Consider the following 25,279-nt stretch of genomic DNA (forward strand, 5'->3'; position numbering starts at 1 on the left):
TTGCGTCCCTGAAGAAACTTTGTACAATAAGAGCTATCGACTCAGGTGCGGGATGTGAAACCGATGTACAGATATAACTTGTTCAGCAAAATCGTAGGAATTATGGCCATTATGCTCATCCCGATCACTCTTCTATATTTCTTCTCCAACAAAACGACCACCGATGTGCTGCGCAGTGAGCTGAACACCTCGAATAATACCCAGCTCCGCTTTTTTCAGAATCAGGTAGAGTCCCAGATGGAGCTGCTGTCCTCCTGGCCGATCCTGCTCATTCACGATCCGGATATTTTGACGCTGAAGGATATGGCACCGGAACAAGAAAACTTGAATCTGAAGGCGATTCAGCTTGTTAAGCGCATACAGACCAAAATCAGCATTCAGGAAAGCTCCTCCAATTGGAACAGCAAGCTGTCGCTTTATTCCCCTGCGGTCCGCCGGATGGTGACGGAGAATGATGCGCTGCCGTATAGTGACGACGAGCTCAGGAATGAGGTCAAAACCGGCTGGCAGGTGAATACCATCAAGGATCAGGGCGAAGAGCGCTTCCTGTTCTCCTGGTTTTCCTACACACCCTCTATGCCGCAGTTCTCTCCCGGAAGGGCAGAGACCATTATGAAAGTGGAGTTCGACAGCCGGAATATTGAGGATATGCTGGATCAATTCAAGAGCGATGGCCGAAGAGACCCGTTCTATTATAAACAGGGTACAGGGCTGATATATAACCGCAGTGCCGACCGGGTTCTGGCGGATCAGCTGGTGAAGCAGCTGGGACCGGAAGAGCTGACGGGTAGCGGGAACCGGACACTGGAAATAGGACAGAAGTCTTATAGTGTTAATATTGTCTATTCCTCCAAGATGGGATGGACCCTTATCGACTATATGCCACTGTCTGAAATTCTTCAGCCCATCCATACCTCCAACCGGCTGTTTTATTTCTCAGTCTGCGCTTTGCTGCTAATGAGCTGTCTTACCGCCTATTTATTGTACGTACAGGTGCAGGTGCCCGTCAGACAGCTGGTAGGCGGATTTCAGAAGCTCAAACAGGGGGATTATTCGGTCCGGATGGGGATCAAGGGCAGAAACGAGTTCAGCTTCCTCTCGATTCGGTTCAACAGCATGGTGGAGCAGATACAGGAACTGATTGAAAAGGTGCTGATGGAAAAGATCCATGTGCGGGAGGCCCGGCTGAAGCAGCTGCAGTCACAGATCAATCCCCATTTTTTCTACAATTGTTTCTCTTTCATTACAAGCATGGCCAAGCTGGACAATATGAAAGCAGTGGTGGGGATGTCCCATCATTTGTCCCGTTATTACCGGTACACCACCCGGCAGGAGCGGGAGATGGTCCCGCTTCCCGATGAGGTGGAGTTCGTGACGCATTACCTGGAGATTCAGAACATGAGAACGGGTCGCCTGAAGTACATCATCCATATTCCACCGCAAATGCGCAGAGTGGACATCCCTCCGCTTATGCTTCAGCCCTTGGTGGAGAATGCGGTGCTGCATGGCATAGAGCCTGTGGCACGGGCAGGGCAGGTCCGGATTACAGGCACCTGCGAGGGCAGAAAGATGATGTTGTCCGTTGAGGATGACGGGCAAGGCATGACCCCGGAAGAGATCGCTTTGCTGGAGGAGAGGCTGGGCCGGGCAATGGATGAAGAGATGGGCTGCGGGCTCTGGAATGTTCATCAACGGATGCGTCTGCGCTTTGGTGAAGAGGCGGGCATTGCCTTCGCACCATCACCGCTGGGAGGTCTGCAGGCCACGCTGTACTGGCTGCTGCCCGCAGATCCTTCCGAGAAGGCACTTAGGGAGGGACAAGAATGATTGAACTGCTGCTGGTGGATGATGAAACCTATGTAACCGAAAGTCTGGCCCGAACCATCCCCTGGGAGGTGCTTGGGGTGCGTGAGGTATACCAGGCCGCTTCTGCAACGGAAGCGCTGGAGATTCTGGAGCGGCAATCGATTGATATTATCGTTACGGATATTTCCATGCCCGGGATGGACGGGCTGCAGCTGATAGAGGCGGCAACCGCCCGCTGGCCGAATCTCCGCTGTATTCTCCTTACGGGGTATTCCGACTTTGGCTATGCCAAGAAAGCGATCCAGCTTCAAGCCATCGATTATATCCTAAAGCCGGTAAGCGATGAGGAATTCATGCAGAGTGTCTCTGCTGCCATTGAGTCTTTGAAGGATGAATGGGAAGCCCATGATAAGTATCATCAGCTGATGTATACCCGGAAAGGGGATTTCAGCGTGCTCCGCGGCAAGCTGATGCACGATCTGCTGCTTGGGAAACAAATGTCTGAACGGGCGCTTGTCCAGAAGCTAGGGGCCTATGAAATCGGTTTTGAGCCCGGGGCCGAGGCTGTGCTGCTGCTCATCCAGCTTGGAAGGCATTACTTGACGATGGACCCTAGTTCCATCTCTCTCATGGAATATGCCATCGGCAACATTGCCGAAGAGCTCTTTCACAGCCGTTTCTGTGTGTGGTTCTGCAAAGCCCCTCATGATTGCCTGGTGCTCCTCGTGGAACCGAATGATGAAACTAGACGCGAGCTTTTATCGACAAGTAATCACGAAGCCAAACGTCATGAATGGTTACAAGAGGCAATTACGCGTTTTCAGAGAGCGGTCAGCAACTATCTGAAGGGGGAGATCTCACTGACCGTTACAGAATGGTTTGTCTTTCCGGATGGAATGACGGCCGCATACCGCAGCGGACTCGGGTCCATGGTTTTGGCTTCGCCTGTGGATTCCGGTTCAGTGGTGTTTGTCAAGGATCGGTATTCACCGGAGCCGCTGGCTTTCAAACCGCTGGACAGCCTATACCGGCCGCCCACCCTGATTCATCTGCTGGAATCGAAGCAGTGGGAAGCTGTCCGCAGCAAGCTTGAGGATGTGTTCCGCGACATGGAGCACACCTCTTTTTCCAGAGAACATTTGTATGAGGTATTCCTGTCCATTACCAGTGCATTTATGTACATTGCCCACAAAAGCGGCCAGTTCATGCATCAGATTGACGAGCTTGTTCTGGACCCGCTGCTGGCACAGGATCTTAGTTCCTCCAGCGGGAGGCTTCAGGGATGGGCGTTTGAGCTGCTGGACAGACTTCAGGCAGAACTCTCGGAGAGCGATCAATACACGAAAAGCTATATCATCAAACAGGTGCATGCACTGGTCGGAAGTCCGTCGGGCCATGAATTGTCCGTGAAGACGATAGCCGACCAAGTCTATCTCCATCCGGTATATCTGTCCAAAATCTATAAAGCTGAGACGGGAGAAGCACTCGGGGATTATATCATCCGCATGCGTATGGAACGTGCCCTGTATCTGCTGAAGCATACGAACAAGAAAGTCTATGAGATTACGACGGAACTGGGCTACCAGAACCCGCAGTATTTCAGCAAAATGTTCAAAAAGCACTACGGGATGACCCCAAATGAGTTTCGAGAAGGATAGAGAAGAACGGTTAAATCAAGAGAGGGGGATAATGATGGGTGCGGACAGAAAAATCAGGTTGTCTGTACTGTTCCTGAGTGTCATGCTGGCGGTCAGTCTGGCAGGCTGTAAGGACAAGGATGCCGGGGATATCCCGCCGAATCCCAATTCAGACGTTATCTCCCCTGCGGTGGTTGCTAACAACAATGCCTACAAGGACAAGTATAACCCTGAAGTTACGGTCACTACTGCATGGGGTGTTGACCCGGAGCTGAAATTTAAGAACGGGGAATCCATTGAGCAAAATGTAGCCACACGCTGGGCCAAGGAGATGTTCGGCATTGAGATCCAAACCCTCTGGTCCATCACCGACACCAATGGCGCATTCGGGACCAAGCTGCGACTTGCGTTGTCGTCAGGCCAGGAAATGCCCGATATTGTGACCATCGGTACAGCAGACACCGCGGTTGCCCAGGATCTGATTGATTCCGGACTGTATGCCGAAGTAGGAGAACTCTTCGATGCCTATGCCTCATCTACCTGGAAGGAAGCGATGGCCCAGGACCCGGACGTGTGGAATCCCTACAGCCGCGGAGACCGGAAAATGGGTCTGCCTGTTCTTGATTATGCATATAATCATGACTATATTTTGTGGTACCGCCAGGATTGGCTGGATAAACTGCATCTGCAGGTGCCCGCCACCATGGAAGAGCTTGAAAAGGTCATGGAGGCCTTCAAAGCGCACAATCCGGACGGCCTGGCGCCCGATCAGGTTATTCCGCTAAGTATCGGCTTCAAATCGACGATGAGTACATGGATGGGGGACCCTTCCTGGATCTTCGGTGCTTATGGCGCTCTTCCAGATCAGTGGAACACCGGACCGGACGGCAAGCTGGAGTTCGGCTCTGTGAACCCTGCGATCGCGCAGGGGCTTGCGAAGCTGAGAGAATGGCACAGCAAGGGCTACATTCCTCAGGAGGCAGCGCTCTGGGATGAGAACAAGACTGCGGAGCCTGCTGTTGCCGGCATAGCGGGAATTATTCCCGGTCCTTACTGGATGAGCGGCTGGCCTTTGAAGGATACACTGCAGAATGTTCCGGGTGCAGTTTGGACACCGGGTGTCATTCCCGCCGGACCGGATGGAACCGTCATGCGCCATGGTACACCGTTCTCCAATGGAGTTACATTGATCAGCAAAGCCATGAAGCACCCGGAAGCCTTTTTTACCTACGAAAATTATCTGTTCGACAACTTTGCGGCCCCGCAAACGGGGAGCGGGCTGGAGAATGGGCTGTTCGCAGGTTATGACTATGAGCTGAGCGCCAGCGGCAAGATGCTGCCCAGTGACAAAATTTCCGGCGGCTACGTGAATAGCATCCGTTATCTGCTGGTCCGCGACGGAGCTCGTATCCCTTACGCCCAGCTTCAGGCGATGCTCAATCTTGCGGATGGCAAGGAGCCGTCTACCCGGCTGGAGAAGGATATCGCTGTGAATTATGGTAAAAGTACTCCGGCAGCGGCCAAATTGCTTTTACAGCAGAAGGACAAATCCCACAAAGACATGTTCACCGGACCCGCAACGGAAACCATGAAATCGAGGCTCGACTATCTGAACAACCTGGAGAATGAGGTGTTTAGTGCGATCATATACGGGGTACAGCCGCTGGCAGCTTTCGATGATTTTGTGGCGTCATGGAGAGCGGGCGGCGGTGAGCAGATTACCCGTGAAGTGAATGAATGGTACAATACTGTAAAGTCTGAAGAAAATGAGGCTGGTACTGTTCACTGAAGCTAAGCAAGGGGCTGCTCCATCTCCAGCTTCTTTCCCAATAAACCTATAACGGCTGTACTGTCCTGTGAGGGGCGGCGCAGCCGTTTCTATTTGTAATGGAAGTATGAAGCAGGGAGTGAGTGATTGTGTCCCCCCGCTTACGATGAAGTCAAACCATTGTTTTGTACAGTCCAAGAGTAAAAATAAACCTTTTCTCCCATACTACCGTTATTCTTGCTCGTTGCCGCTTCACATCAGATCCTTCAGGAGGTGTCCGTCCATGACTGCCCATCCGGCTCCTGCAATTTACATACAGCTCAAAAACCGGGTGACGGTACCCCAAGGCAAAGGTGTTCTGCTGCGGGATGTGGCTTATTTGATAACCGATCCGGAGTGGAGAGAGCCGCTGTATTCACTCCTGCTGCTGGACCCTGCCCAAAGTGACGGTAATCTGATCCTGATTGACCTGCTGACGGTCATTCCAAAGATTCAGGACCTTTTGCCGGGAGCAGATATTCAGCCGATTGGCGAAGGGCGGACCCTGGTGCAGATTGAAGGGCCTGTGGAGTCGCGGAAACCCTCCATTGCCTTGTTTATCCTGGTCTGGCTGCTGCTGTTCTTCGGCTCGGCGCTTACGATTATGAATTTCCATGCTGATGTCAGCATGCTGGAGGTGCAGGTCAGGATTGTTGAGATGCTGACGGGCCACAGGGATGAACATCCGTATGTGTTTCAGATTGCCTATTCGCTCGGCATCGGGTTTGGCATGGTGATTTTTTTCAATCATCTCTTTAAGAAAAAGTGGAACGAGGAGCCGACGCCGCTTGAAGTGGAGATGTTCCTCTACCAGAAAAATATCGACCATTATGTAGTCAACGAAGAGTACAGCAAACTAAAACGCCGTGGAGATGAAGCCTCCGGGCATTCGGAGGAATGAACATGACCGCACAGCTGACGCTGGCGCTGAATCTGCTGCTTGGCATTGCCGGAGGCATTGCGGTAGGCGGCGGGGTAATCGCTCTTTTCATCGTACTGGATATGGTACCCCGGCTGGCTCAGCTGACCTCCTCCTACGATAAAGTGCATTGGTATGAAGGGGCTATGGTGGGAGGCTCGCTGCTTGGCACCATGTCAGATTTCTGGAATTGGCGGATTACCGCCGGGCCTTTGGTAGAGCTTGCAGTAGGTCTGTTTGACGGGGTATTTGTCGGTATGCTGGCTGCGGCCCTGACCGAGGTACTGAATGTGCTGCCTATACTGGCCAAGCGTCTGCATATGACTCACCTGCTCTTCGGGCTGCTCATGGCAATGGTCTGCGGCAAGGTTGCGGGCTCTTTGTTCGATTGGTTTGTGTACCGACAGTAAAAGGAGGTTATGGTGTGATAAAGTATGTTCACAGCGGATATTACATGGAAGAACCGCATGACAAGGAACAGGAGTCTGGAAAGGACGGTGAGGATGCCAGGGGGCAATCCGAGGAGGCTTCCAGTACAAATGATCAATCTGCGGCTTCTGCCGGAGCCGAACCTGGGGCTGCTATGGAAGACGGAAGTGAAGCAGAGACAGGGACAACCAAGATGGAAGCATCGGCAGAGCTGGGTACCGCTGATGGAGACTCCCCACAAGCGGATGCGGGCAATGCAACCCGGACACCTGATACAAAGGGGGCTACAGCTAAAGACAAGGCCGACGCAGAGGCTTCATCTCCCGGAGTCTGCCAGACTCAGGATACTGAAGCAGCGGAGGAACCCGGTGCAGAAGAGCCGGGGAACGGCGGGAAGGGATTCCTGGCCTCTTTGTTTGGAGATGACGAGGAGACCGGGGAAGCGGAGACCGAGACACATGCCGATGTTGATGCAAAGGCAGACGAAGGGACAGGGAGACAGGACACTGAAGCCTCTGGTGAGCTTGGTACAGGGGATCAGTCGACTGACAGTCCACCCGCTATAGCTGGAAAGACAGATGATGAAGCCAGCCATCCCAAAGGCAGCGATGTGGACAGCGGTGTGGACATGGGTGTGGACGCCGGGGCAACCGGATATAGCAACGATCTTGAGCCATCGGATGGGGTAGGCACACCGGATCAAGAAGGAACACAGGATCAAGAAGGAACGGCAAAAACCGAGGAACCCTCCACAACCGTTGATTCTGCACAAGGCAGCACCAGTGCCCCTAAGAGTTCAGCCGGAGATGGTACACAGGATGCTGAAGCATCGGAGGAACTGGGATCAGAGGAGCCGGAGAGCAAGAAAAAGGGCTTTTTTGCCCGATTGTTCGGAGACGATGAGGAGTCAGAGGACGACGGATCTGAGACAGAACCGGATGATGGAGCTGCCGACAAGCAGTCCGGGGAAGGGTCAGCAGGGAAAGTCCAGGCGAGCCCATCCGATCCAAAAGGAAAAAGTGCAAAGAAAACTAATGAGGATAAGGCGGAAAATAAGAAGAACGAGGATCCCCTGCAGGAGAAACGCGATGCGGAGCTGTCCAATTCTCTCAAGCAGTCTATCACTTATTGGCAGGGGGATGATACAATCCCGCTTAAGCTGGAGGATACCAAAAATACACTTACCGAAGTGATGGGTTTGGGTTCATCCTTTGATGTGGTGCTCCGGGAGATGACCTTTGGCGGGCGCAAGGCGGCACTGCTGTGCATCAGCGGATTCGCCAAAGATACGATCATCGATGAAATCCTTAAGCGCTTGACGTATCTTACCCCTGAGAATATTTCCACGGATGTCCTGGCCAGCTTTATGACAGAATTCATTCCTCACTTGCAGGTGGAGAAAGGGGAATTATTAAGCGAGAGCATCAACAAGGTCCTTTCAGGAATGAGTGTTTTTTTTCTTGAAGGTGAGACTAAAGTTATCATCATGGATACCCGTTCCTATCCCTCGCGCAATCCCGATGAACCCTCTATTGAACGGGTAGTACGCGGAGCCAGGGACGGATTCACAGAGACACTCCTGAGCAATGTCGCTCTAGTCAGAAGACGGATCCGCGATCCAGGTCTGAAGTATGAGTTACACCAGGTGGGCCGCCGCACACGTACGGATGTCTGTGTGGCATATATTGACGATATTGTTGATAAAACTCAGGTGAAGGCTGTTACCGACAAAATTAAAAGTGTGAATATTGAGGGGATCCCGCTTGCTGACAAACAGCTGGAGGAAGCTATCGTGGACGGGGGGTGGAATCCCTACCCGATGGTACGCTATTCAGAGCGACCGGACGTTGTCGCATCCCATCTGCTGGAAGGCAGGGTGGTGGTTTTTGTCGACACTTCACCGAGCGTAATGGTTCTGCCGACAACCTTTTTTGATCTATGCCAGCACGCTGAGGAGAACCGTCAGACCCCATTTATGGGGACATATCTGCGCTGGGTACGCTTCATTGGGATTTTCGCCTCATTGTTCCTGCTGCCGCTCTGGATGCTGCTCGTAATTCACCCTGAGCTGAAACCGGCAGTGCTTGATTTCATCGGACCGCAGAAAACGGCCAAAATTCCGCTCCTTGCCCAATTTCTTCTCGTCGAGCTTGGGGTCGATCTGCTCCGAATGGCAGCTGTGCACACTCCGACCCCGCTCGGCTCGGCGATGGGTCTCATTGCCGCCATCCTGGTGGGTGACATCGCCGTTAAGACAGGCCTCTTCGTCAATGAAGTGGTGCTGTATATGGCTGTCGCATCTATTGGTATGTTTGCCACACCGAGTTATGAGCTGGGGCTGGCCAACCGGATTGTCAGGCTTGCACTGCTGCTCGCCGTGGCAGCGTTCCAGGTGCCGGGCTTTATGATCGGCTCTACGCTGCTGGTGATTCTGCTGACTACGCACCGTTCCTACAATTCTTCTTATATGTGGCCGTTTATACCGTTTAATGCAAAGGAGATGGGCGCGATTCTTCTGCGTCAGCCGGTTCTCAGCTCCAAAACAAGGCCATCCTTCAACAAAACCAGAGACAATACACGGATGGCGCCCGTTCAGAAGAAAAAGGACAAGTCGTAGTAAAATACAAATCAACTGCAAATTAGTCCATTCAATGGTGTTCCCTTTGTCTGCTATACTGAATACACTAAATAGACAGGGTGGAACAAGACTTTCCACAGAAATTGGAGGACTGCACAAATGTTTTTACACGGGACGAGCCGAATTAATGATGCCAATCATCTGGAGATTGGCGGATGTGATGTGACAGAATTGAAGGCGGAGTATGGTACCCCGCTATATATAGTGGACGAGCAATTGGTCCGCCGCCGGTGCCGCGAGTACATGGAGGCTTTTACCGCATCCGGGCTCGGATTTCAGGTTGCTTATGCCAGCAAAGCCTTCTCGGTTATGGCGATGTGCCGCTTGGCCGACGAAGAAGGACTGTCTCTGGATGTTGTATCGGATGGGGAGTTGTATACTGCGCTTCAGGCCGGATTTCCGGCAGAGCGTATCCATTTCCACGGCAACAACAAAACGCCGGATGAAATGGAGATGGCGATTGATGCCGGAATCGGCTGCTTCGTGGTCGACAATCTGGTGGAGCTCAGCATGCTGCAGGCCATTGCCCAGCGCAAGGAAGTCACCGTTAATATCTTGCTGCGGGTGACCCCGGGTGTAGAGGCGCATGCCCATCACGCGTATGCTTCCACCGGCCAGACCGATTCAAAGTTTGGTTTCGATATTGGCAATGGCTCTGCGCAGGAAGCGGTAAGACTGGCTTCGGAGAAAAACAATCTCCACCTGCTGGGCGTTCACTCCCATATCGGTTCACAGATTTTTGAAACGGAAGGTTTCGAGCTTGCGGTAGAGCGGATTGCTGAATTTACACGGAAGGTAAAGGAAGACCTTGGTGTATCGTTCCCGGTAGTCAATCTCGGCGGCGGCTTCGGTATTCGTTATGTGGAAGGTGATACACCGCTGAAGGTATCTGAATATGTCGCAGCGATCACGGGTGCGGTGAAGATGCATTTTGCCGGTATTGGCGAGTCGCTGCCACAAATCTGGGTAGAGCCTGGCCGCAGCATTGTGGGCGATGCCGGAACTACGCTCTACACTGTTGGTACGAACAAAGAGATTCCAGGTGTGCGTAAATATGTTGCCGTTGACGGCGGAATGACTGACAATCCGCGTCCGGCACTCTATGAATCCAAATATGAGGCACTGCTGGCCAACCGTGCGGCTGAACCGAATGAAGAAACAGTATCCATTGCCGGCAAATGCTGCGAAAGCGGTGATATGCTGATCTGGGATGTGGAATTGCCGAAGGTGGAGAGCGGGGATCTGCTCGCCGTAGCCTGCACAGGGGCCTATAACTACTCGATGGCCAGCAATTATAACCGGATTCGCCGTCCGGCAGTTGTATTCGTGCAGAACGGGCAAAGTGATCTTGTGGTCCGGCGCGAGTCTCATCAGGACATTATTGCCAATGATGTGATCCCGGCTCGCATTGCGAAGCAGACGGTGATGAAGTAAGTTATTACTTTGGAGAATGTGAAGCAGCATACAGCAGGCGGAATTCTCTTCCGTCTGCTTTGCTTTGTGCGTGATTTCATAGTAAACTAATAAAAGTGTTCAACATCTGTAATTTCGAAAGGGGTATTTACATATGGCAAAGCAAGCGAAAATTACTCTTGAAAATGGCGGCGTCGTGCTGATCGATCTGTTTGAAAATGATGCACCTAACACGGTTGCCAACTTCGAAAAGCTGGCGAAAGACGGCTTTTACAACGGTCTGGTCTTCCACCGTGTGATTCCTGGCTTCGTAGCTCAAGGCGGTTGCCCAAATGGTACAGGCTCCGGCGGCCCAGGCTACACCATCAACTGCGAGATCAACCCGAACAAGCATGAACGCGGTTCGCTGGCTATGGCGCATGCCGGCAAAAACACTGGCGGAAGCCAATTCTACATCGCTTATGCTCCACAACCACACCTAGACGGCGTACACACCGTATTCGGTAAAGTTGTAGAAGGTATGGACAAGGTAGATGCGTTCCAGGGGCGCGACAAAATGACTTCGGTGGAAATTATCGAAGCTTAATTTTCTTAATCGTTGTACGAGTTCGAAAAAGCAGATCTCTCAAAAGGGGGTCTGCTTTTTTTTGCTGTGCATACGAGCTTGTCACACTATTGTCCCGAGGGCGTACACGTCCTTGACGGATACTGGCTAAACTAGAGCTCCCCTTGTCAGAAATACCATGCCTACGTCGACAATCTTAATATATCATGATATATTATTATGTATAATCACGAAAAATCAGAGTCAGGAGATAGTGAAAGTCATGAACGAACCGACTTCTTCCAAGCCGATGTATGAGAAAATATTTGACGAAGTGAAGGAAAGCATATTGACTCAAGCCTATAGGCTTGGAGAACGTGTACCTTCCGAAAAAGAGCTTGCCGAAACCTATAATGTAAGCCGGATTACCAGTAAAAAAGCACTGGAGCTGCTGGCAGCAGAGCATTTGATCGTCCGCAAGCCGGGCAGGGGGTCTTTTGTGGCTGATCCTGCCACTGAACCTCAGGAATTACCGGGAGGATCAGGCAGCCGGGGCACTGCAATTAACACGGAGGAGAAAACCATAGGGCTGATCATAACGGACTTCGGCAACAGTTACGGGACCGGGCTGATCTACGGTATGGAACAGGCCTCGCGTGATAACGACTGTTTTCTGGTCTTGCGGAGAACCTTCGGGATTCCTGAGAATGAGGAGCAATCCATCCAGAAACTGCTCAACCTGGGCGTGGATGGACTGATTATTTTCCCGGCACAGGGCGAATATTTCAATGCTGAGATTCTCAAGCTGGTCATTGGGCAATTCCCGCTGGTACTGGTAGACCGTCATTTGAAGGGAGTTGCCGCGGCATCAATCAGCTCGGACAATCTTCAGGCTGCGCTGGAAGCCACCGAATATTTGTTCGATCTGGGGCACACGCATATCTCGTTTCTGTCCCCTCCGCCGGTGGATACAACGGCCGTCGAAGACCGGATAGAAGGCTTCATTCAGGCTCACGCCCAGCGGGGGATTATGGTGGACAAAGAGCTGTGGGTCAGCGACCTAACTTCGACACTTCCTAAGTTTTTTAACCCGGATAATATTGAAAGGGATATAGCGCGCCTGATCTCTCATCTGGAGAGTCATCCTTCGATTACCGCCCTGTTTGCCATAGAGTACAATATTGCCTTGCTCGCCAAAACAGCAGTGGAACGCCTGGGGCTGCGAATACCTGAAGACATTTCGATTATTTGCTTCGACAGTCCGCCGACACATCTCGGAGGCGGCTATTCCTTCACCCATATGCGCCAGAATGAGGAGGAGATGGGGCGGATCGCTGTAGAAAATGTGCTGAGTCTAATGAACGGGCATTCCGTACCCCATAAAGTAATGCTGGAAGCGAAGCTGATCCCCGGCAGCTCAACCGGACCTGCGGTCCAGAACAAAGGACATTAACCAGAAGACCCATTCTACCGGATGGGTTTTTTTGTGGTTTAGAAATGCTTGATGATTCGGATTCTGTCACTGTTATTGATATATCATTTCAACTAAAATATTGATTGACATATTAATCGCATACCAATATACTATTCAATGTAAGCGCTTAATAAAAACATAAAGATAGGGAGGTTATCCTGCTGAATACCTCAAAAGAAATACCTCATTCCATACAGCGTCTGTCCGCGCGGGTCAGAGAGACACTGCCGGACCGTCCTAAACTGGCAAGCATGTTCGAGCAATGTCTATCGAACACCTGGCATACCACAATTCAACACCAGCGGGATGGAACGACTTTTGTCATTACCGGGGATATACCAGCCATGTGGCTGAGGGATTCTGCCGCTCAGGTCAGGCCTTTTCTAATCCTGGCCGCTGAAGATGAAGCCATAGCAGATATGATCGAAGGCTTGGTGAAACGCCAGTTTGCGTTTATCGAATTGGATGCTTATGCCAACGCGTTTAACCGCGATGCGAACGGCCAAGGGCATCAGAAGGACCTGACGGTCATGAATCCGTGGATTTGGGAGCGAAAATATGAAATTGATTCCTTGTGTTATCCTGTCCAGCTCAGTTATCTGCTGTGGAAGAACACCGGGCGGATCACTCCGTTCGATGATGCTTTTGTAAAAGGGGTCTGGCGGATCATCAGCCTCTGGACCACGGAACAGCATCATGAACGTGATTCCGCATATACGTTTCAGCGAACGGATTGTCCACCCACCGATACCCTGGTCCGTGAAGGAAAGGGCAGTATGACCTCCTACACGGGAATGACGTGGTCTGGGTTTCGTCCAAGCGATGATGCCTGCGAATATGGCTATCTGATACCGTCTAATATGTTCGCCGTCGTTGTCTTGCGGTATGTATGCGAAATTGCCGGAGAGGTGCTGAATAATCCGGAGCTTGCGGCAGCAGCACAACATCTGCTGGAGGAGATCGATGGAGGCATACGGCAATACGGGCTTGTGAACCATCCTGAATATGGGACTATGTATGCGTATGAGACAGACGGATTGGGCAGCGTGAACCTGATGGATGATGCGAATGTTCCGAGTCTGCTGTCGAGTCCTTATCTCGGCTATACGTCTGCTGATGATCCGGTCTATATGAATACACGCAGATTTATTCTGAGCCAAAGTAACCCCTACTACTTTTCAGGAACTGCTGCAGCGGGTATTGGCAGTCCCCATACCCCCAGCCGATATATTTGGCCTATTGCCCTGGCGGTACAGGGAATGACATCAGGCAGTGCCGAAGAGCGGCAATCCATGCTTAATCTGCTGGAACATTCCGATGCAGGCACCGGATATATGCATGAAGCCTTCCACGCAGACCACCCTGCCGAGTATACCCGCCCCTGGTTCTCTTGGGCCAATATGATGTTCTGTGAGCTGGTGCTGATGTGCTGCGGGATTGAAATCAAGCGGAGTTGAAGGAACGGCAACAATGACATACCAAATAGTGTAAGGGGGATACAACAATGAAAAAATGGTTGATTACGACGCTTTCCCTGGTAATGCTCTCCGCCTTGGCAGCAGGATGCGGCGGGAATTCGGACAATTCCGGAACACCCGCAGCCAAAAACAGCGGAACAGACGCTGGCAGCAAAACCGAGAAGACAGAGCTTACCTTCTGGGGGGACTGGGGGGGAGAAGGACAGAAGCAGTTCGAGACCATGGTCGACACCTTTAACAAATCCCAGGATAAGATTCATGTGAAATATGTGCTGCAGCAGGATATGATCACGAAGTTTTTGACGGCTGCCACGAATGGCGGCGCCCCTGACGTCCTGTTCTGGGACCGCTGGCGGACCTCACTCTATGCCCCCAAAAATGTGCTGCATCCTGTGGATGAATATTTGACACGGGACGGGATCTCCAAAGATGACTTTTACAGCGAATCGCTGACGGAGCTCTCTTATAACGATAAATTGTACGGCCTACCGCTTACGGTAGATGCACGGGCCCTCTTCTATAATAAGAAGCTGCTGGCAGAGGCCGGGCTTCAGCCCCCGACAACCTGGGATGAGCTGGAAACCGCAGCCGCGAAGATGACCAAATGGAAGGGCAACAAGCTTGAAGTCGCCGGCTTCTCGATGGCTGACCTGGGTTTGTTCAATATGTACCTCCAGCAGGCCGGCGGCACCATGCTGACCGAGGATGGAAAGACCAACTTTAATAATGATAAAGGCAAGCAGGTCTTGGAATTCTGGGACCGTTTGATGAACAAAGACAAGGTGTACAAGGTGGGCTTTGAACTGGGACTGGGAGAAGGGCAGGATGCCTTTGTTACCGGCAAGGTTGCCATGCTCTATTCCGGTCCATGGATGCTGAGTACCTACAATAAATATGGCAAAGACCTCGATTACGGTGTCGTTCCGCCTCCCGCAGGTCCGAATGGCGACAAGGGCAGTGTAATGGGCGGCTTCGGCCTCGTCATTCCAGAAGGCTCTAAGCATCATGATGAGGCATGGGAATTCATCAAATGGTGGACGGCCAACAAGGACAACGCATTGCTCTGGGCCAAGACCAGTCTCAATCTGCCGGGCTTCAAGCCCTCCATGGAGGACCCGTTCTTCCAGAATGATCCGCTGTGGAAACCGTTTTTGGAAACGCTGGAATTTGCCAAAGTCCGTCCTTCGCACCCCGGCTACTCTGTAATGGAGACGGACGCTCTGGCACCTAATCTCCAGCTGAACCAGCAGAACAAGCTGAGTATTGAGGATACCCTGAAGAAATCCCAGGAACAAGGGGACAAAATGCTCAAGGATAATGAAGTTGTAAAGTAGACGGTTGCCAGCGGCAGGGGATAATCCCCTGCTGCGATGGAGTCTTGCTGCATGATGAAGGGGGGAAGTTATATGGCTTCCATGAGAAAGGTGGAAAGACACCAGGCGCGGACAGCATATTTGTTCATCACGCCAACGGTGCTGCTGTTCGCGGTGTTTACAGTCATACCTGTAGTGATGGCCTTATATTTAAGCTTTACTAATTATGACGTGCTCAGCAGAAATGACTGGATTGGCCTCGACAACTACCGGCGGCTGATCGATGATGATCTGCTATGGAAGACATTCCGCAATGTCTTTTTGTATTCGGTGATTTTTGTCCCGCTTAATATTCTGATTTCATTGCTCCTCGGGCTGCTGCTAAGCCGGGCATGGCGCGGGGTCAAGCTGTTCCGCACCTTCTATTATCTGCCTACGCTGACTTCGGCTGTTGCAGCGGCAACCGTATGGATCTGGCTGCTGCATCCGGAATTCGGTCTGGTCAACGGTCTGCTCTCCTATGTCGGGATTACCGGACCCGCCTGGCTGTCCGAGACGAGAACGGCCATGCTGTCGATTGTCATGCTGACCCTGTGGCAGTCGGTCGGCTCCAATATGATTATTTATCTGGCCGGTCTGCAGGGAGTCCCGGATTATCTATACGAATCGGCGCGGCTGGACGGAGCGGGTAAACTGGACTGCTTCCGGTTTATCACCTGGCCGCAGCTCCGGCCAACTACCTTCCTGGTCAGCACGATGGCCATTATCGGTGCACTGCAGCTGTTCGACCAGGCATTCGTTCTGACACAGGGGGGGCCGGCGAATGTTACCAAAACACCAGTCTATCTGATCTACCAGCAGGGCTTCAACCAGTTGCAGATGGGGTATGCTTCAGCTCAGGCCTTTGTGCTGGCCATGGCTATTCTGGTGTTCTCACTAATCAACATGCGGATATCCAAAGCCGAAGAGCCGGTCGTATGAGCAGGATAGCCCGGAAAAAGGAGGTATACAGGCATGGGTGTTACCGGCGGCTCTGCCATGAAGCGGGGCTTTAACAAAACTGTGTATTATATCGTGTGTATTCTTATCGCTATAGCTATGTTCCTGCCATTCTACTGGAGCGTGCTGACGTCCCTGAAGCCGGATGATGAGATTTTCGCTATGCCCATTAAGTGGTTTCCGGATCATTTAACCTTTGAACATTACCGTAAAGCGTTTACGACGGTACCCTTTGCACTTTATTTCTGGAACTCGCTGGTCCTGGCTTTAGCCGGTGTACTCGCTAATCTGTTCTTTGGCTCACTCAGCGGCTATGCCTTTGCGAAGCTGAAGTTCAGACTGAATAAGCCCATCTTCCGCGTGCTGCTCGCCGCCATGATGATTCCCGGTATTGTAACCATGATTCCGACGGTATATGTCATGCGCCATATTCCGTTTGCCGGTGGTAATGACTTCTTTGGCAGTGGCGGGAATGGCTTGATGAACTCGTTTTGGGGCATTATTCTGCCGGGGGCATCCGGTACTTTTGCGGTGTTCTTCATGCGCCAATTTTTCCTCACCTTACCCAGTGACATGATGGAAATGGCCCGGATCGAGGGCTGCAGGGAATTTATGATCTTTTGGCGCATTTATCTGCCTCTGACCAAGCCGGCCCTGGCTACCTTGAGCATTTTTACTTTTCAGGCAGGCTGGAACGGCTTCCTATGGCCGATGATCGTGCTGAATGACCCGGACAAGGCGACCATCCAAATGGGGCTGCAGGCCTTCTCCTATAATTTTCAGACGGATTACGGGCCCATGATGGCGGGGGCGCTGGTGGCGATTTTGCCAATACTTGTGCTGTTTCTGGCCTTGCAGCGTTATTTTGTACAGGGCATTGCGTTCAGCGGTATCAAAGGTTAGCGGAGGCTGGCAATAGATCAACAGATATGGGGGGAGAGCCTTATGAAGCAAATGAAGGTTGAAGCTGCATTATGGGAGGAACGGGCAGACGAGGCGCAGGAAGCGCTGGATCATTTCTTCTGGAATGAGTCCATTGGAATGTATAACATCGCAACGCCTTGCCCGGACGGGGAGTGCAACACTGTATTTCACTACTGGTGGATGGCGCATGCCGTGGATGTGCTGGTGGATGGTCTGCTGCGGACGAATAACGGACGTTACGAAGACCGCCTCGCTTCGCTGCATGAAGGTCTACTGCGCCGCAATGGCGGAGTATGGCCAAATGAGCTCTATGATGATATGGAGTGGATGGCCTTGGCCTGGTTTCGCGCCTATCAGGCAACCGGGAAGACTCGCTACAAGGAGACTGCGCTGTTGTTGTGGCAGGACATCCAGACCGGCTGGAATACCCACATGGGAGGGGGGATTGCCTGGCAGAAATCACAGCTTGATTACAAAAACACCCCGGCCAACGCACCGGCTGCCATTTTGGCCGCCCGGTTGTATCAGTCCTTCGCCGATCCGCAGGATCTGGAATGGGCAGAGAATATTTTCCATTGGCAAAAGCACCATCTCGTCAACCCGGAGACTGGTTTTGTCTGGGATGGTATGAACCGTGCCGGTGACGGCTCAACCGATAAGGATTGGAAATACACCTACAATCAAGGGGTATATATCGGTGCGGCCATCGAATTGTACCGGATTAAGGGGCAGGCTGCTTACCTTGAAGACGCCCGGCAGACCTTCACCGCTGCTGTTAAGGAGCTGGCCGATCCGCAGTCCGGTATTTTGCCGGATGAGGGGGATGGGGACGGCGGGCTGTTCAAGGGTATTCTGGTCCGCTATGCTGCGGAATGGGTCAAGGCTGATCCGGAAGCAAGTGAAGCCGTGTCTTTTCTGCACAGAAATGCAGAACGGCTCTGGGGGAGCGGGAAGGGTGCGGATGGCGCCTTGTTTGGTACAGACTGGAGCCGCCCGCCTGCCGGTATTATCCAGCTCAGCTCCCAGCTTAGCGGCATCATGCTGCTGGAACGGCTGGCGGAGCTAAGCAGGATAACTGGTAACTAATTTATACCAGCATTTTTAGTCCGATTCGCATACCCATGATCCTGATATATGAGGTGATCTGATGGACATTTCCGCAGAAGCGGTAACGAAGGCGGATTGGCCGGCGCGTGCGGACGAGGCCCAGCGAAGCCTGAAGAAGCATTTTTACAATGAAAAAACCGGAATTATGAATCAGTGGTTTCCGCGAGAGTACTTCCGGCCGGATGACAACTTCTATTATTGGTGGCATGCTCATGTGCTCGATGTTCTTGTAGATGCTTATGAGCGTACTCATGACCCTGAATTAGCCTTGCAGATCCGGGAGTACAGCCGCAGTCTGCGTGCTTATAATGGCGGGACCTTTCTCCACAATTATTATGATGATATGGAATGGACCGCGCTTGCGCTGCTGCGGGCGTTCCAGGCTACCGGTGAAGAGGAGTACAAAACCGCTGTATTGGAGCTATGGACGGATATTCAAACCGCGTGGAACGATCATTTCGGCGGAGGAATGTCCTGGAAGAAGGATCAGCTGGATTACAAGAATACCCCGGCCAATGCGCCTGCCGCTATTTTGGCTGCCCGTCTGTACAGCCTGCTGCGGAATCCGGAGGATTTGGAGTGGGCGGTCCGCATATTCGAATGGAACCAGGCTCATCTGGTTGATCCGGGTTCAGGCTTGGTGTGGGACGGGATCAACCGGCTGGGAGACGGCAGAGTTGACTATGATTGGGCATTCACTTACTGCCAGGGCGTATTCTTAGGGGCAGGAGTGGAATTGTACCGCGTTACCCGGGAACAGAAATATGCAGATGCTGCTCTCCGCACGGCCGGGGCCTGCATCAACCGGCTGTGCGACCCGGATACGCTGCTGCTGCCTGATGAAGGCATTGATGACACCGGTTTGTTCAAAGGAATTCTGATCCGTTATTTTGCTCAGTTGGAGAAGCAGTTCCCCGGAGCAATACCTGTCCGTGAGGTTATTCTGGCTAACGCGGATGCTTTATGGAATAAAGGGCTGGACCACCGGTCAGTGTTGTGCGGCCCCTCTTGGGAACTGAAGCCTATACTGCCGGTTCAGCTTAGTGTACAGCTCAGCGGACTGATGCTGCTTGAAGGTGCAGCCGTTATGCAGAGGAGATCTACATCAAGTGAACTTGAATAATAACAGAATCATATTCTATAGCTTTGGAAATGATCCAAGGAGATGATGTGATGAGGAAAAGAGTTAACGGCAGAGTCGGATTGGGCTTAAGATGTTTGCTGGCTTTCCTGCTGGTCTGGCCACTAATGATGGGCACCTTCACTGTGCCACAGGCATCCGCATTAGACAATGGTCTTGCACAGACTCCGCCGATGGGCTGGAACAGCTGGAACTACTACGCTTGCAATGTGGATGAGAACAAGATTAAGGAGGCGGCTGATCTGCTGGTTAGCACCGGGATGAAGGATGCCGGCTATAAATATGTCGTGATTGACGACTGCTGGCAGACCGGCCGCGATGCGAACGGAAATATTCTGGCCGATCCGGTCAAGTTCCCCAGCGGTATGAAGGCGCTTGCGGATTATGTTCACAGCAAGGGGCTGCTGTTCGGGCTCTATACGGATGCAGGTTATACCACCTGCGCAGGAAGGCCGGGGATGTACAACCATGAGGTTCAGGATGCCCTGACCTTCGCGTCCTGGGATGTGGACTATGTGAAGGTAGACTGGTGTGATAACAGGGGGATGGACCCGCAGGCAAGGTATACGCTGATCCGGGATGCGCTTTTGAATTCCGGGCGCGATATCCTGTTCAGCATCTGCAACTGGGGCATCAACAAGCCTTGGGTGTGGGGGCCTGAAACAGGGAACATGTGGCGGACAACAGATGATATCTTTGATTTTTGGCAGCGGGTGACCTGGATTATCGATCAGAACTATCCCCTGGCTAACTTTGCCGGACCGGGCAGGTGGAATGACCCTGATATGCTAATGGTAGGCAATTATGGAGCGGGGGCTGTTTTTGGAGAGGGAATGACAGATACCGAATACCGTTCCCATTATTCGATGTGGGCGATTATGGCTGCACCGCTGATCGCCGGGAATAACCTTTCCAGCATGAGCGCATATACCCAGGCAACTCTGATGAATTCTGAGGTGATTGCTGTAGATCAGGACCCGCTCGGCAGACAGGGCGTACTGGTTAGCGATGTAGACGGCAAACAGGTATTTTCCAAACTGCTGCAGACCCCGGGCACCAGGGCCGTTGTCCTGTTCAACCGGTCGGAAACAGCTGCTTCTATGACCGTGAATTTCACCAGTCTGGGACTAGGCTCATCAGCCGCCGTCCGGGACTTGTGGCAGAAGTCGAATCTGGGCACTTATAACGGAAGCTATTCGGCAACCGTTCCCCCGCATGGCACAGTAATGGTGAAGCTGACCAGCACGGAAGCAACGACGAGTCCCGTCGTCTCCGGCAAAACCTACCGGATCATCCCCAAATCAACCGGACTATCGGCGGCAGTCGAAGCTTCCTCCACACAAAATGGAGCCAAGGTGCTGCAATGGGATTACGGCATTTCCCAAAATGACAAATGGACCGTTACTTCGACTCCTGGAGGATTCTATAAGCTCATTAATGTGAACAGCGGCAAAGCGCTGGCCGTAGAGAACGGGGACCCCAACAACAACGCAAAAGTCATTCAATGGGACTATGGCACAACCGGCAACGACCAGTGGCAGATTGAAGGCATTGGCCAGGGATATTACAAGATCATTAACAAGCTCTCCGGCAAATCCCTCAATGTGGCGGATAATTCGCTGGTCAGCGGTGGCGGATTCATTCAATGGACCTATGGAGCGGCGGATAATATGACCTTCCAGATGGTTGAAACCGATGTGACCTATGAAGCGGAAGCCGCTGTGCTGCATTCTCTCTCCACGGAATCCACTCATCAGGGCTATACGGGCAAAGGCTACATCTCAGGCTGGAACGCCAACGGGAAGTGGGTGGACTTTAACGTCATTGCCGATACAGCCGGAGTCTACAATTTGACCTTCCGTTATTCCGGCGGAGCAGGTAACGCAGGGCGTTATCTGTATGTAAACGGGGCAGGGGTTGTCAATAATGTGGTGTTCAACGGGACGGGGAGCTGGGATTCCTATAACACCGTTACTATACCGAATGTCACCCTGAACAGCGGCAGCAACACAATTTCATTAATCTATGATACCGGTAAGGGAAGTGCGAATTATCTGAATCTCGATCATCTGAAAGTATCCCACTGACAATGAAAGGGGCAATGAACGTGACCCACTGGAAAAAACTCTGTTCCGCCGCTTTGCCTGCCGTGCTGGCCCTATCTCTGCTCACTCCTGGTGCGGGTTCGAAAGCGGAGGCCTTCACCGCTTCAAATGCTGATGATGCCATGACGGCGCTGGTAAATGTCTTCTACGACTCATCCGCAAAATACTTCTTTGTCAATAGCGACCATCAGATTCACCCGGAGCACGCATACGGGCCGGATAGCGGCCTCTATACGGATTTCTGGTGGGAAGCACAGCTCTGGGAAACGGTAATGGATGCATACGAACGCACTAACAGCCCGGTATACCGGACGATGATTGATAATATCTATACCGGCTTCAATACCAAGTATCCTGATATGATGACCAATGCGTTCAATGACGATCTGGGCTGGTGGGCACTGGCCTGTATGAGGGCTTACGAACTAACCGGAACTGCTGAGTACCTTAACCGCGGGAGCTATCTGTTCGACCAAATCTATTCGGAATGGGACACGGCTTATAGCGGGGGCATCTGGTGGAGAAGGGACGCACATACTCCGGGACAGGCGAACGCCCAAAAAAACATGGCGACCAATGCTCCAATGGTCATGACGGCCGTCAAGCTCCGCAATGCCTATAATAATTCCGCATATCTGACCAAAGCCACTCAAATCTACAACTGGACCAAGTCAACTCTGGTGAACGGGAGCAAGGTCAACGATCATATCGAAGGGACGGGCAGCGGCATCGTCAAGGATTGGGACTTTACCTATAACTATGGAACTTTTCTCGGAGCCGCCGTTTCTATGTACCAGGCGACTGGAACTTCCGCTTATCTCACAGATGCCAATACTGCCGCCCAATATGTTGTGAACAAAATGGTGTCCGCTCAAAGCCTGATGTATGAAGGGGAAAATGATGCCGCCGGCTTCAAAATGGTCTTCATCCGTAACCTGAACCGTCTGCGCGTACAAGGCGGTCAAACGCAATATTTAAGTTTTCTTCAGCAAAACGCTACACAAGCCTGGAATCACCGGCGGGTCTCCGATCAGATTATTGGCAGCGACTGGCTCCGCCCTACAGGCACTTCCTATGTGCAAAGTCTGGCTGCAGCAGCGGGAGCTTCTATTCTCCAGCTTGTACCAGCTGACGGCTACACCGGCTATATTGCCGGGAACGGCGCATATGAAGCGGAGAATGCGCGGCGGACCCTGGCCTCCGGCGGAGGGATGATTAATGAAAGCACCAATGCCGGTTTTAGCGGAAGAGGCTATGTGGGAGGGTGGAACACGACCGGAACATCCATCGACTTTTATGTTAACCAGAATACATCTGGGTCCAAAACAGTGACCTTCCGTTACGCTGCGGCCGCCGGCAGTGCATCGCGATATGTAAAAGTGAATGGAGTTGTGGTTGCAGCCAATCTGGTGTTCAATTCAACCTCGAGCTGGAGTACCTACGGAACTGTATCCGTATCAATACCGCTGAATGCAGGCTCCAATACAATTCAACTGGGGTATGACAGCACATTGGGGAATTCGAATTATCTGAATGTGGATTTGCTGAGCGGTTTGTAAATCGTTAACAGAGGGTGACCCAGAGCCTGGAAACAGGCTGGCGGGTCACCCTCTTAACTATCATAGCATGGTATATCATGCGACAATTATCCATACTTCTCTAGTCTTTCTCCATATGCATTGTATGCGTTATCACCTATATTAATTAATGAATAGTACAGTTAATGAGAAGGAGAATGAATGATGTCCAAAATTACATTTATCGGTGCCGGAAGTACAGTTTTTGCCAAGAATGTGTTAGGTGACTGTATGGGGACAGAGGCCCTGCAGGGCTTTGAGCTTGCTTTGTTCGACATCGATCTGGAACGGCTGGAGGATTCCAGAAGCATGCTGAACAATATTAAGGCCAGCACCGGCAGCACATGTATGGTGAAGACCTATACCGACCGGAAGGAAGCGCTGCGCGGTGCCAAGTACGTGATCAATGCGATCCAGGTAGGCGGTTACGATCCTTGTACGATTACAGATTTTGAGATTCCCAAGAAATACGGACTCCGGCAGACAATCGCGGATACTGTCGGCATTGGAGGCATTTTCCGCAATCTGCGCACGATTCCGGTGATGCTTGATTTTGCCGCTGATATCCGTGAGGTGTGCCCGGACGCTCTGTTCTTGAATTACACGAACCCGATGGCTGTACTGACCAATGTAATGAATGCGTATGGCGGAGTACAGACGGTTGGATTGTGCCACAGTGTGCAGCATTGTATTCCAGGCTTATTCGAAGCGCTTGGGATGGACCAGACAGGTGTGCAGGCGAAGATCGCCGGCATTAATCACATGGCTTGGCTGCTGGAGGTTACGAAGGACGGGGAGGATCTGTATCCGGAAATCAAGCGCCGGGCCGCCGAGAAGCAGCAGCAAGAGCGTCATCACGATATGGTACGGTACGAAATGATGCTGAAATTCGGATATTACATTACAGAATCATCAGAGCATAATGCGGAATATCATCCCTATTTCATCAAAAAAGGCTATCCAGAGCTGATTGAACGATTTCAAATTCCGCTGGACGAATATCCGCGCCGCTGTGTGGAGCAGATTGGCGGGTGGAAGCAGATGCGTGCGGAACTGGTCAATAATACATCGCTTCATCATGAACGCTCCCAAGAGTATGCTTCGTATATTCTGGAAGCCATTGAAACCAATGTGCCTTTTAAAATCGGGGGTAATGTATTGAACACCGGACTAATCACTAATCTGCCTCGTGAAGCTTGTGTAGAAGTGCCTTGTCTTGTCGATGCCAGCGGAGTGGCTCCTACCTATGTGGGCGATCTGCCGCCGCAATGTGCCGCGCTGAACCGAACAAATATTAATACGCAGCTGCTGACCATTGAAGCGGCAATAACCGGTAAAAAAGAACATATCTATCACGCAGCCATGCTGGACCCGCATACATCCGCCGAGCTGTCGTTGGATGATATTGTATCCATGTGCGATGAAATGATAGCAGCGCATGGGAATTGGCTTCCAGAGTTTAAATAAATAGGATAACGGATGGATGAATCATCTTTTTTCAGAACAGGCATACCCTGCCAGATAAGCGGGGTATGCCTGTTCCGCATGTAGATAGCTGCCCTTTTTCCACACCTCCTGAGTGATGTATCCTAGCTGGAATCCGCCCTCCCGGTAATATCAACACAGTACAAGCACCAGCGAATGGACTCCCTAAAATCCCGGGTTTGAACGGATCCTCCGGCAATTCCGTAGATACCACGCAGAAACATGCGACTAAAGTCAGGGAAATGAAATGCGAAGCTGAGAAACATTATGAAATCGTTAGCATGCTTGCGGGCAAAAAAAGCTTGACGTTTCAGGGGATTCCCCCTTGGACGGCAAGGAATTTTTAACAAAAAATAAAAATACGGAATTTTAACAATTTCTGATTCTAATGATCTATACTACGGTGATATAAGTATATATCGCAGACTCTGGCCAGAGAAGAAAAACATAGAGGAAATTCACATAAGATGGCGCAGGATATTC

At 51.7% G+C, this 25,279-nt stretch carries 18 protein-coding genes; all 18 read left to right on the forward strand.

What is annotated here, in order from left to right:
• Window positions 1–63: 63 nt before the first annotated feature.
• The 18 genes from A3848_RS24895 to melA all read left to right on the forward strand — a co-directional run bounded on the left by A3848_RS24895 (window position 64) and on the right by melA (window position 24,778).
• Window positions 64–1,827 (forward strand): sensor histidine kinase, encoded by a 1,764-nt coding sequence (locus tag A3848_RS24895; RefSeq protein WP_074087552.1) that lies wholly within the window; start codon window positions 64–66, stop codon window positions 1,825–1,827.
• Window positions 1,824–3,464, forward strand: a complete 1,641-nt coding sequence (locus A3848_RS24900) for a response regulator (RefSeq protein WP_074087553.1) — start codon at window positions 1,824–1,826, stop codon at window positions 3,462–3,464. The genes A3848_RS24895 and A3848_RS24900 overlap by 4 nt, the downstream gene beginning before the upstream one ends.
• 34 nt (window positions 3,465–3,498) lie before the next feature.
• Window positions 3,499–5,232 carry a type 2 periplasmic-binding domain-containing protein gene (locus tag A3848_RS24905; protein WP_143192463.1) on the forward strand — a complete coding sequence of 578 codons (1,734 nt, stop codon included), beginning with the start codon at window positions 3,499–3,501 and terminating at the stop codon, window positions 5,230–5,232.
• A 262-nt stretch (window positions 5,233–5,494) separates the two neighbouring features.
• Window positions 5,495–6,151, forward strand: a complete 657-nt coding sequence (locus A3848_RS24910; protein WP_074087555.1) for a stage V sporulation protein AA — start codon at window positions 5,495–5,497, stop codon at window positions 6,149–6,151.
• A gap of 2 nt (window positions 6,152–6,153) precedes the next feature.
• Complete coding sequence (locus A3848_RS24915) at window positions 6,154–6,579, forward strand: stage V sporulation protein AB (protein ID WP_074087556.1); 426 nt, start codon at window positions 6,154–6,156, stop codon at window positions 6,577–6,579.
• 905 nt (window positions 6,580–7,484) lie between these two features.
• The gene (locus A3848_RS24920) at window positions 7,485–9,215 is read left to right on the forward strand and encodes a spore germination protein (protein WP_371916010.1); all 1,731 of its coding nucleotides are present in this window, start codon (window positions 7,485–7,487) and stop codon (window positions 9,213–9,215) included.
• 120 nt (window positions 9,216–9,335) lie between these two features.
• Complete coding sequence (gene lysA / locus A3848_RS24925) at window positions 9,336–10,670, forward strand: diaminopimelate decarboxylase (protein ID WP_074087557.1); 1,335 nt, start codon at window positions 9,336–9,338, stop codon at window positions 10,668–10,670.
• A 133-nt stretch (window positions 10,671–10,803) separates the two neighbouring features.
• On the forward strand, window positions 10,804–11,235 hold the full coding sequence (locus tag A3848_RS24930; RefSeq protein ID WP_074087558.1) for a peptidylprolyl isomerase: 432 nt from the start codon (window positions 10,804–10,806) through the stop codon (window positions 11,233–11,235).
• 241 nt (window positions 11,236–11,476) lie between these two features.
• Window positions 11,477–12,646 carry a GntR family transcriptional regulator gene (locus A3848_RS24935; protein ID WP_074087559.1) on the forward strand — a complete coding sequence of 390 codons (1,170 nt, stop codon included), beginning with the start codon at window positions 11,477–11,479 and terminating at the stop codon, window positions 12,644–12,646.
• A 182-nt stretch (window positions 12,647–12,828) separates the two neighbouring features.
• On the forward strand, window positions 12,829–14,124 hold the full coding sequence (locus A3848_RS24940) for a glycoside hydrolase family 125 protein (protein WP_074087560.1): 1,296 nt from the start codon (window positions 12,829–12,831) through the stop codon (window positions 14,122–14,124).
• Window positions 14,125–14,171: 47 nt separating this feature from the next.
• Window positions 14,172–15,479 carry an ABC transporter substrate-binding protein gene (locus A3848_RS24945; protein ID WP_074087561.1) on the forward strand — a complete coding sequence of 436 codons (1,308 nt, stop codon included), beginning with the start codon at window positions 14,172–14,174 and terminating at the stop codon, window positions 15,477–15,479.
• A gap of 72 nt (window positions 15,480–15,551) precedes the next feature.
• The gene (locus A3848_RS24950; protein ID WP_074087562.1) at window positions 15,552–16,439 is read left to right on the forward strand and encodes a carbohydrate ABC transporter permease; all 888 of its coding nucleotides are present in this window, start codon (window positions 15,552–15,554) and stop codon (window positions 16,437–16,439) included.
• Window positions 16,440–16,472: 33 nt separating this feature from the next.
• On the forward strand, window positions 16,473–17,360 hold the full coding sequence (locus tag A3848_RS24955) for a carbohydrate ABC transporter permease (RefSeq protein WP_074087563.1): 888 nt from the start codon (window positions 16,473–16,475) through the stop codon (window positions 17,358–17,360).
• 42 nt (window positions 17,361–17,402) lie between these two features.
• Complete coding sequence (locus A3848_RS24960; protein ID WP_074087564.1) at window positions 17,403–18,467, forward strand: glycoside hydrolase family 76 protein; 1,065 nt, start codon at window positions 17,403–17,405, stop codon at window positions 18,465–18,467.
• A 61-nt stretch (window positions 18,468–18,528) separates the two neighbouring features.
• Window positions 18,529–19,611 (forward strand): glycoside hydrolase family 76 protein, encoded by a 1,083-nt coding sequence (locus tag A3848_RS24965; RefSeq protein WP_074087565.1) that lies wholly within the window; start codon window positions 18,529–18,531, stop codon window positions 19,609–19,611.
• A 50-nt stretch (window positions 19,612–19,661) separates the two neighbouring features.
• Window positions 19,662–21,716, forward strand: a complete 2,055-nt coding sequence (locus A3848_RS24970; RefSeq protein WP_074087566.1) for an RICIN domain-containing protein — start codon at window positions 19,662–19,664, stop codon at window positions 21,714–21,716.
• 20 nt (window positions 21,717–21,736) lie between these two features.
• Complete coding sequence (locus A3848_RS24975) at window positions 21,737–23,293, forward strand: glycoside hydrolase family 76 protein (protein WP_074087567.1); 1,557 nt, start codon at window positions 21,737–21,739, stop codon at window positions 23,291–23,293.
• A 183-nt stretch (window positions 23,294–23,476) separates the two neighbouring features.
• Window positions 23,477–24,778, forward strand: a complete 1,302-nt coding sequence (melA, locus tag A3848_RS24980; RefSeq protein ID WP_074087568.1) for an alpha-glucosidase/alpha-galactosidase — start codon at window positions 23,477–23,479, stop codon at window positions 24,776–24,778.
• Window positions 24,779–25,279: the final 501 nt, after the last annotated feature.

Origin of the sequence: Paenibacillus sp. P32E (genome assembly GCF_001909085.1) — a bacterium.
GTDB classification, from domain to species: Bacteria; Bacillota; Bacilli; order Paenibacillales; family Paenibacillaceae; genus Paenibacillus_AQ; species Paenibacillus_AQ helianthi.

Bases quoted from the DNA above. Each gene is read 5' to 3' on its own strand.
- A3848_RS24895 (WP_074087552.1), top strand. From the start codon at position 64: ATGTACAGATATAACTTGTTCAGCAAAATCGTAGGAATTATGGCCATT.
- A3848_RS24900 (WP_074087553.1), top strand. From the start codon at position 1,824: ATGATTGAACTGCTGCTGGTGGATGATGAAACCTATGTAACCGAAAGT.
- A3848_RS24905 (WP_143192463.1), top strand. From the start codon at position 3,499: ATGGGTGCGGACAGAAAAATCAGGTTGTCTGTACTGTTCCTGAGTGTC.
- A3848_RS24910 (WP_074087555.1), top strand. From the start codon at position 5,495: ATGACTGCCCATCCGGCTCCTGCAATTTACATACAGCTCAAAAACCGG.
- A3848_RS24915 (WP_074087556.1), top strand. From the start codon at position 6,154: ATGACCGCACAGCTGACGCTGGCGCTGAATCTGCTGCTTGGCATTGCC.
- lysA (WP_074087557.1), top strand. From the start codon at position 9,336: ATGTTTTTACACGGGACGAGCCGAATTAATGATGCCAATCATCTGGAG.
- A3848_RS24930 (WP_074087558.1), top strand. From the start codon at position 10,804: ATGGCAAAGCAAGCGAAAATTACTCTTGAAAATGGCGGCGTCGTGCTG.
- A3848_RS24935 (WP_074087559.1), top strand. From the start codon at position 11,477: ATGAACGAACCGACTTCTTCCAAGCCGATGTATGAGAAAATATTTGAC.
- A3848_RS24945 (WP_074087561.1), top strand. From the start codon at position 14,172: ATGAAAAAATGGTTGATTACGACGCTTTCCCTGGTAATGCTCTCCGCC.
- A3848_RS24950 (WP_074087562.1), top strand. From the start codon at position 15,552: ATGGCTTCCATGAGAAAGGTGGAAAGACACCAGGCGCGGACAGCATAT.
- A3848_RS24955 (WP_074087563.1), top strand. From the start codon at position 16,473: ATGGGTGTTACCGGCGGCTCTGCCATGAAGCGGGGCTTTAACAAAACT.
- A3848_RS24960 (WP_074087564.1), top strand. From the start codon at position 17,403: ATGAAGCAAATGAAGGTTGAAGCTGCATTATGGGAGGAACGGGCAGAC.
- A3848_RS24965 (WP_074087565.1), top strand. From the start codon at position 18,529: ATGGACATTTCCGCAGAAGCGGTAACGAAGGCGGATTGGCCGGCGCGT.
- A3848_RS24970 (WP_074087566.1), top strand. From the start codon at position 19,662: ATGAGGAAAAGAGTTAACGGCAGAGTCGGATTGGGCTTAAGATGTTTG.
- melA (WP_074087568.1), top strand. From the start codon at position 23,477: ATGTCCAAAATTACATTTATCGGTGCCGGAAGTACAGTTTTTGCCAAG.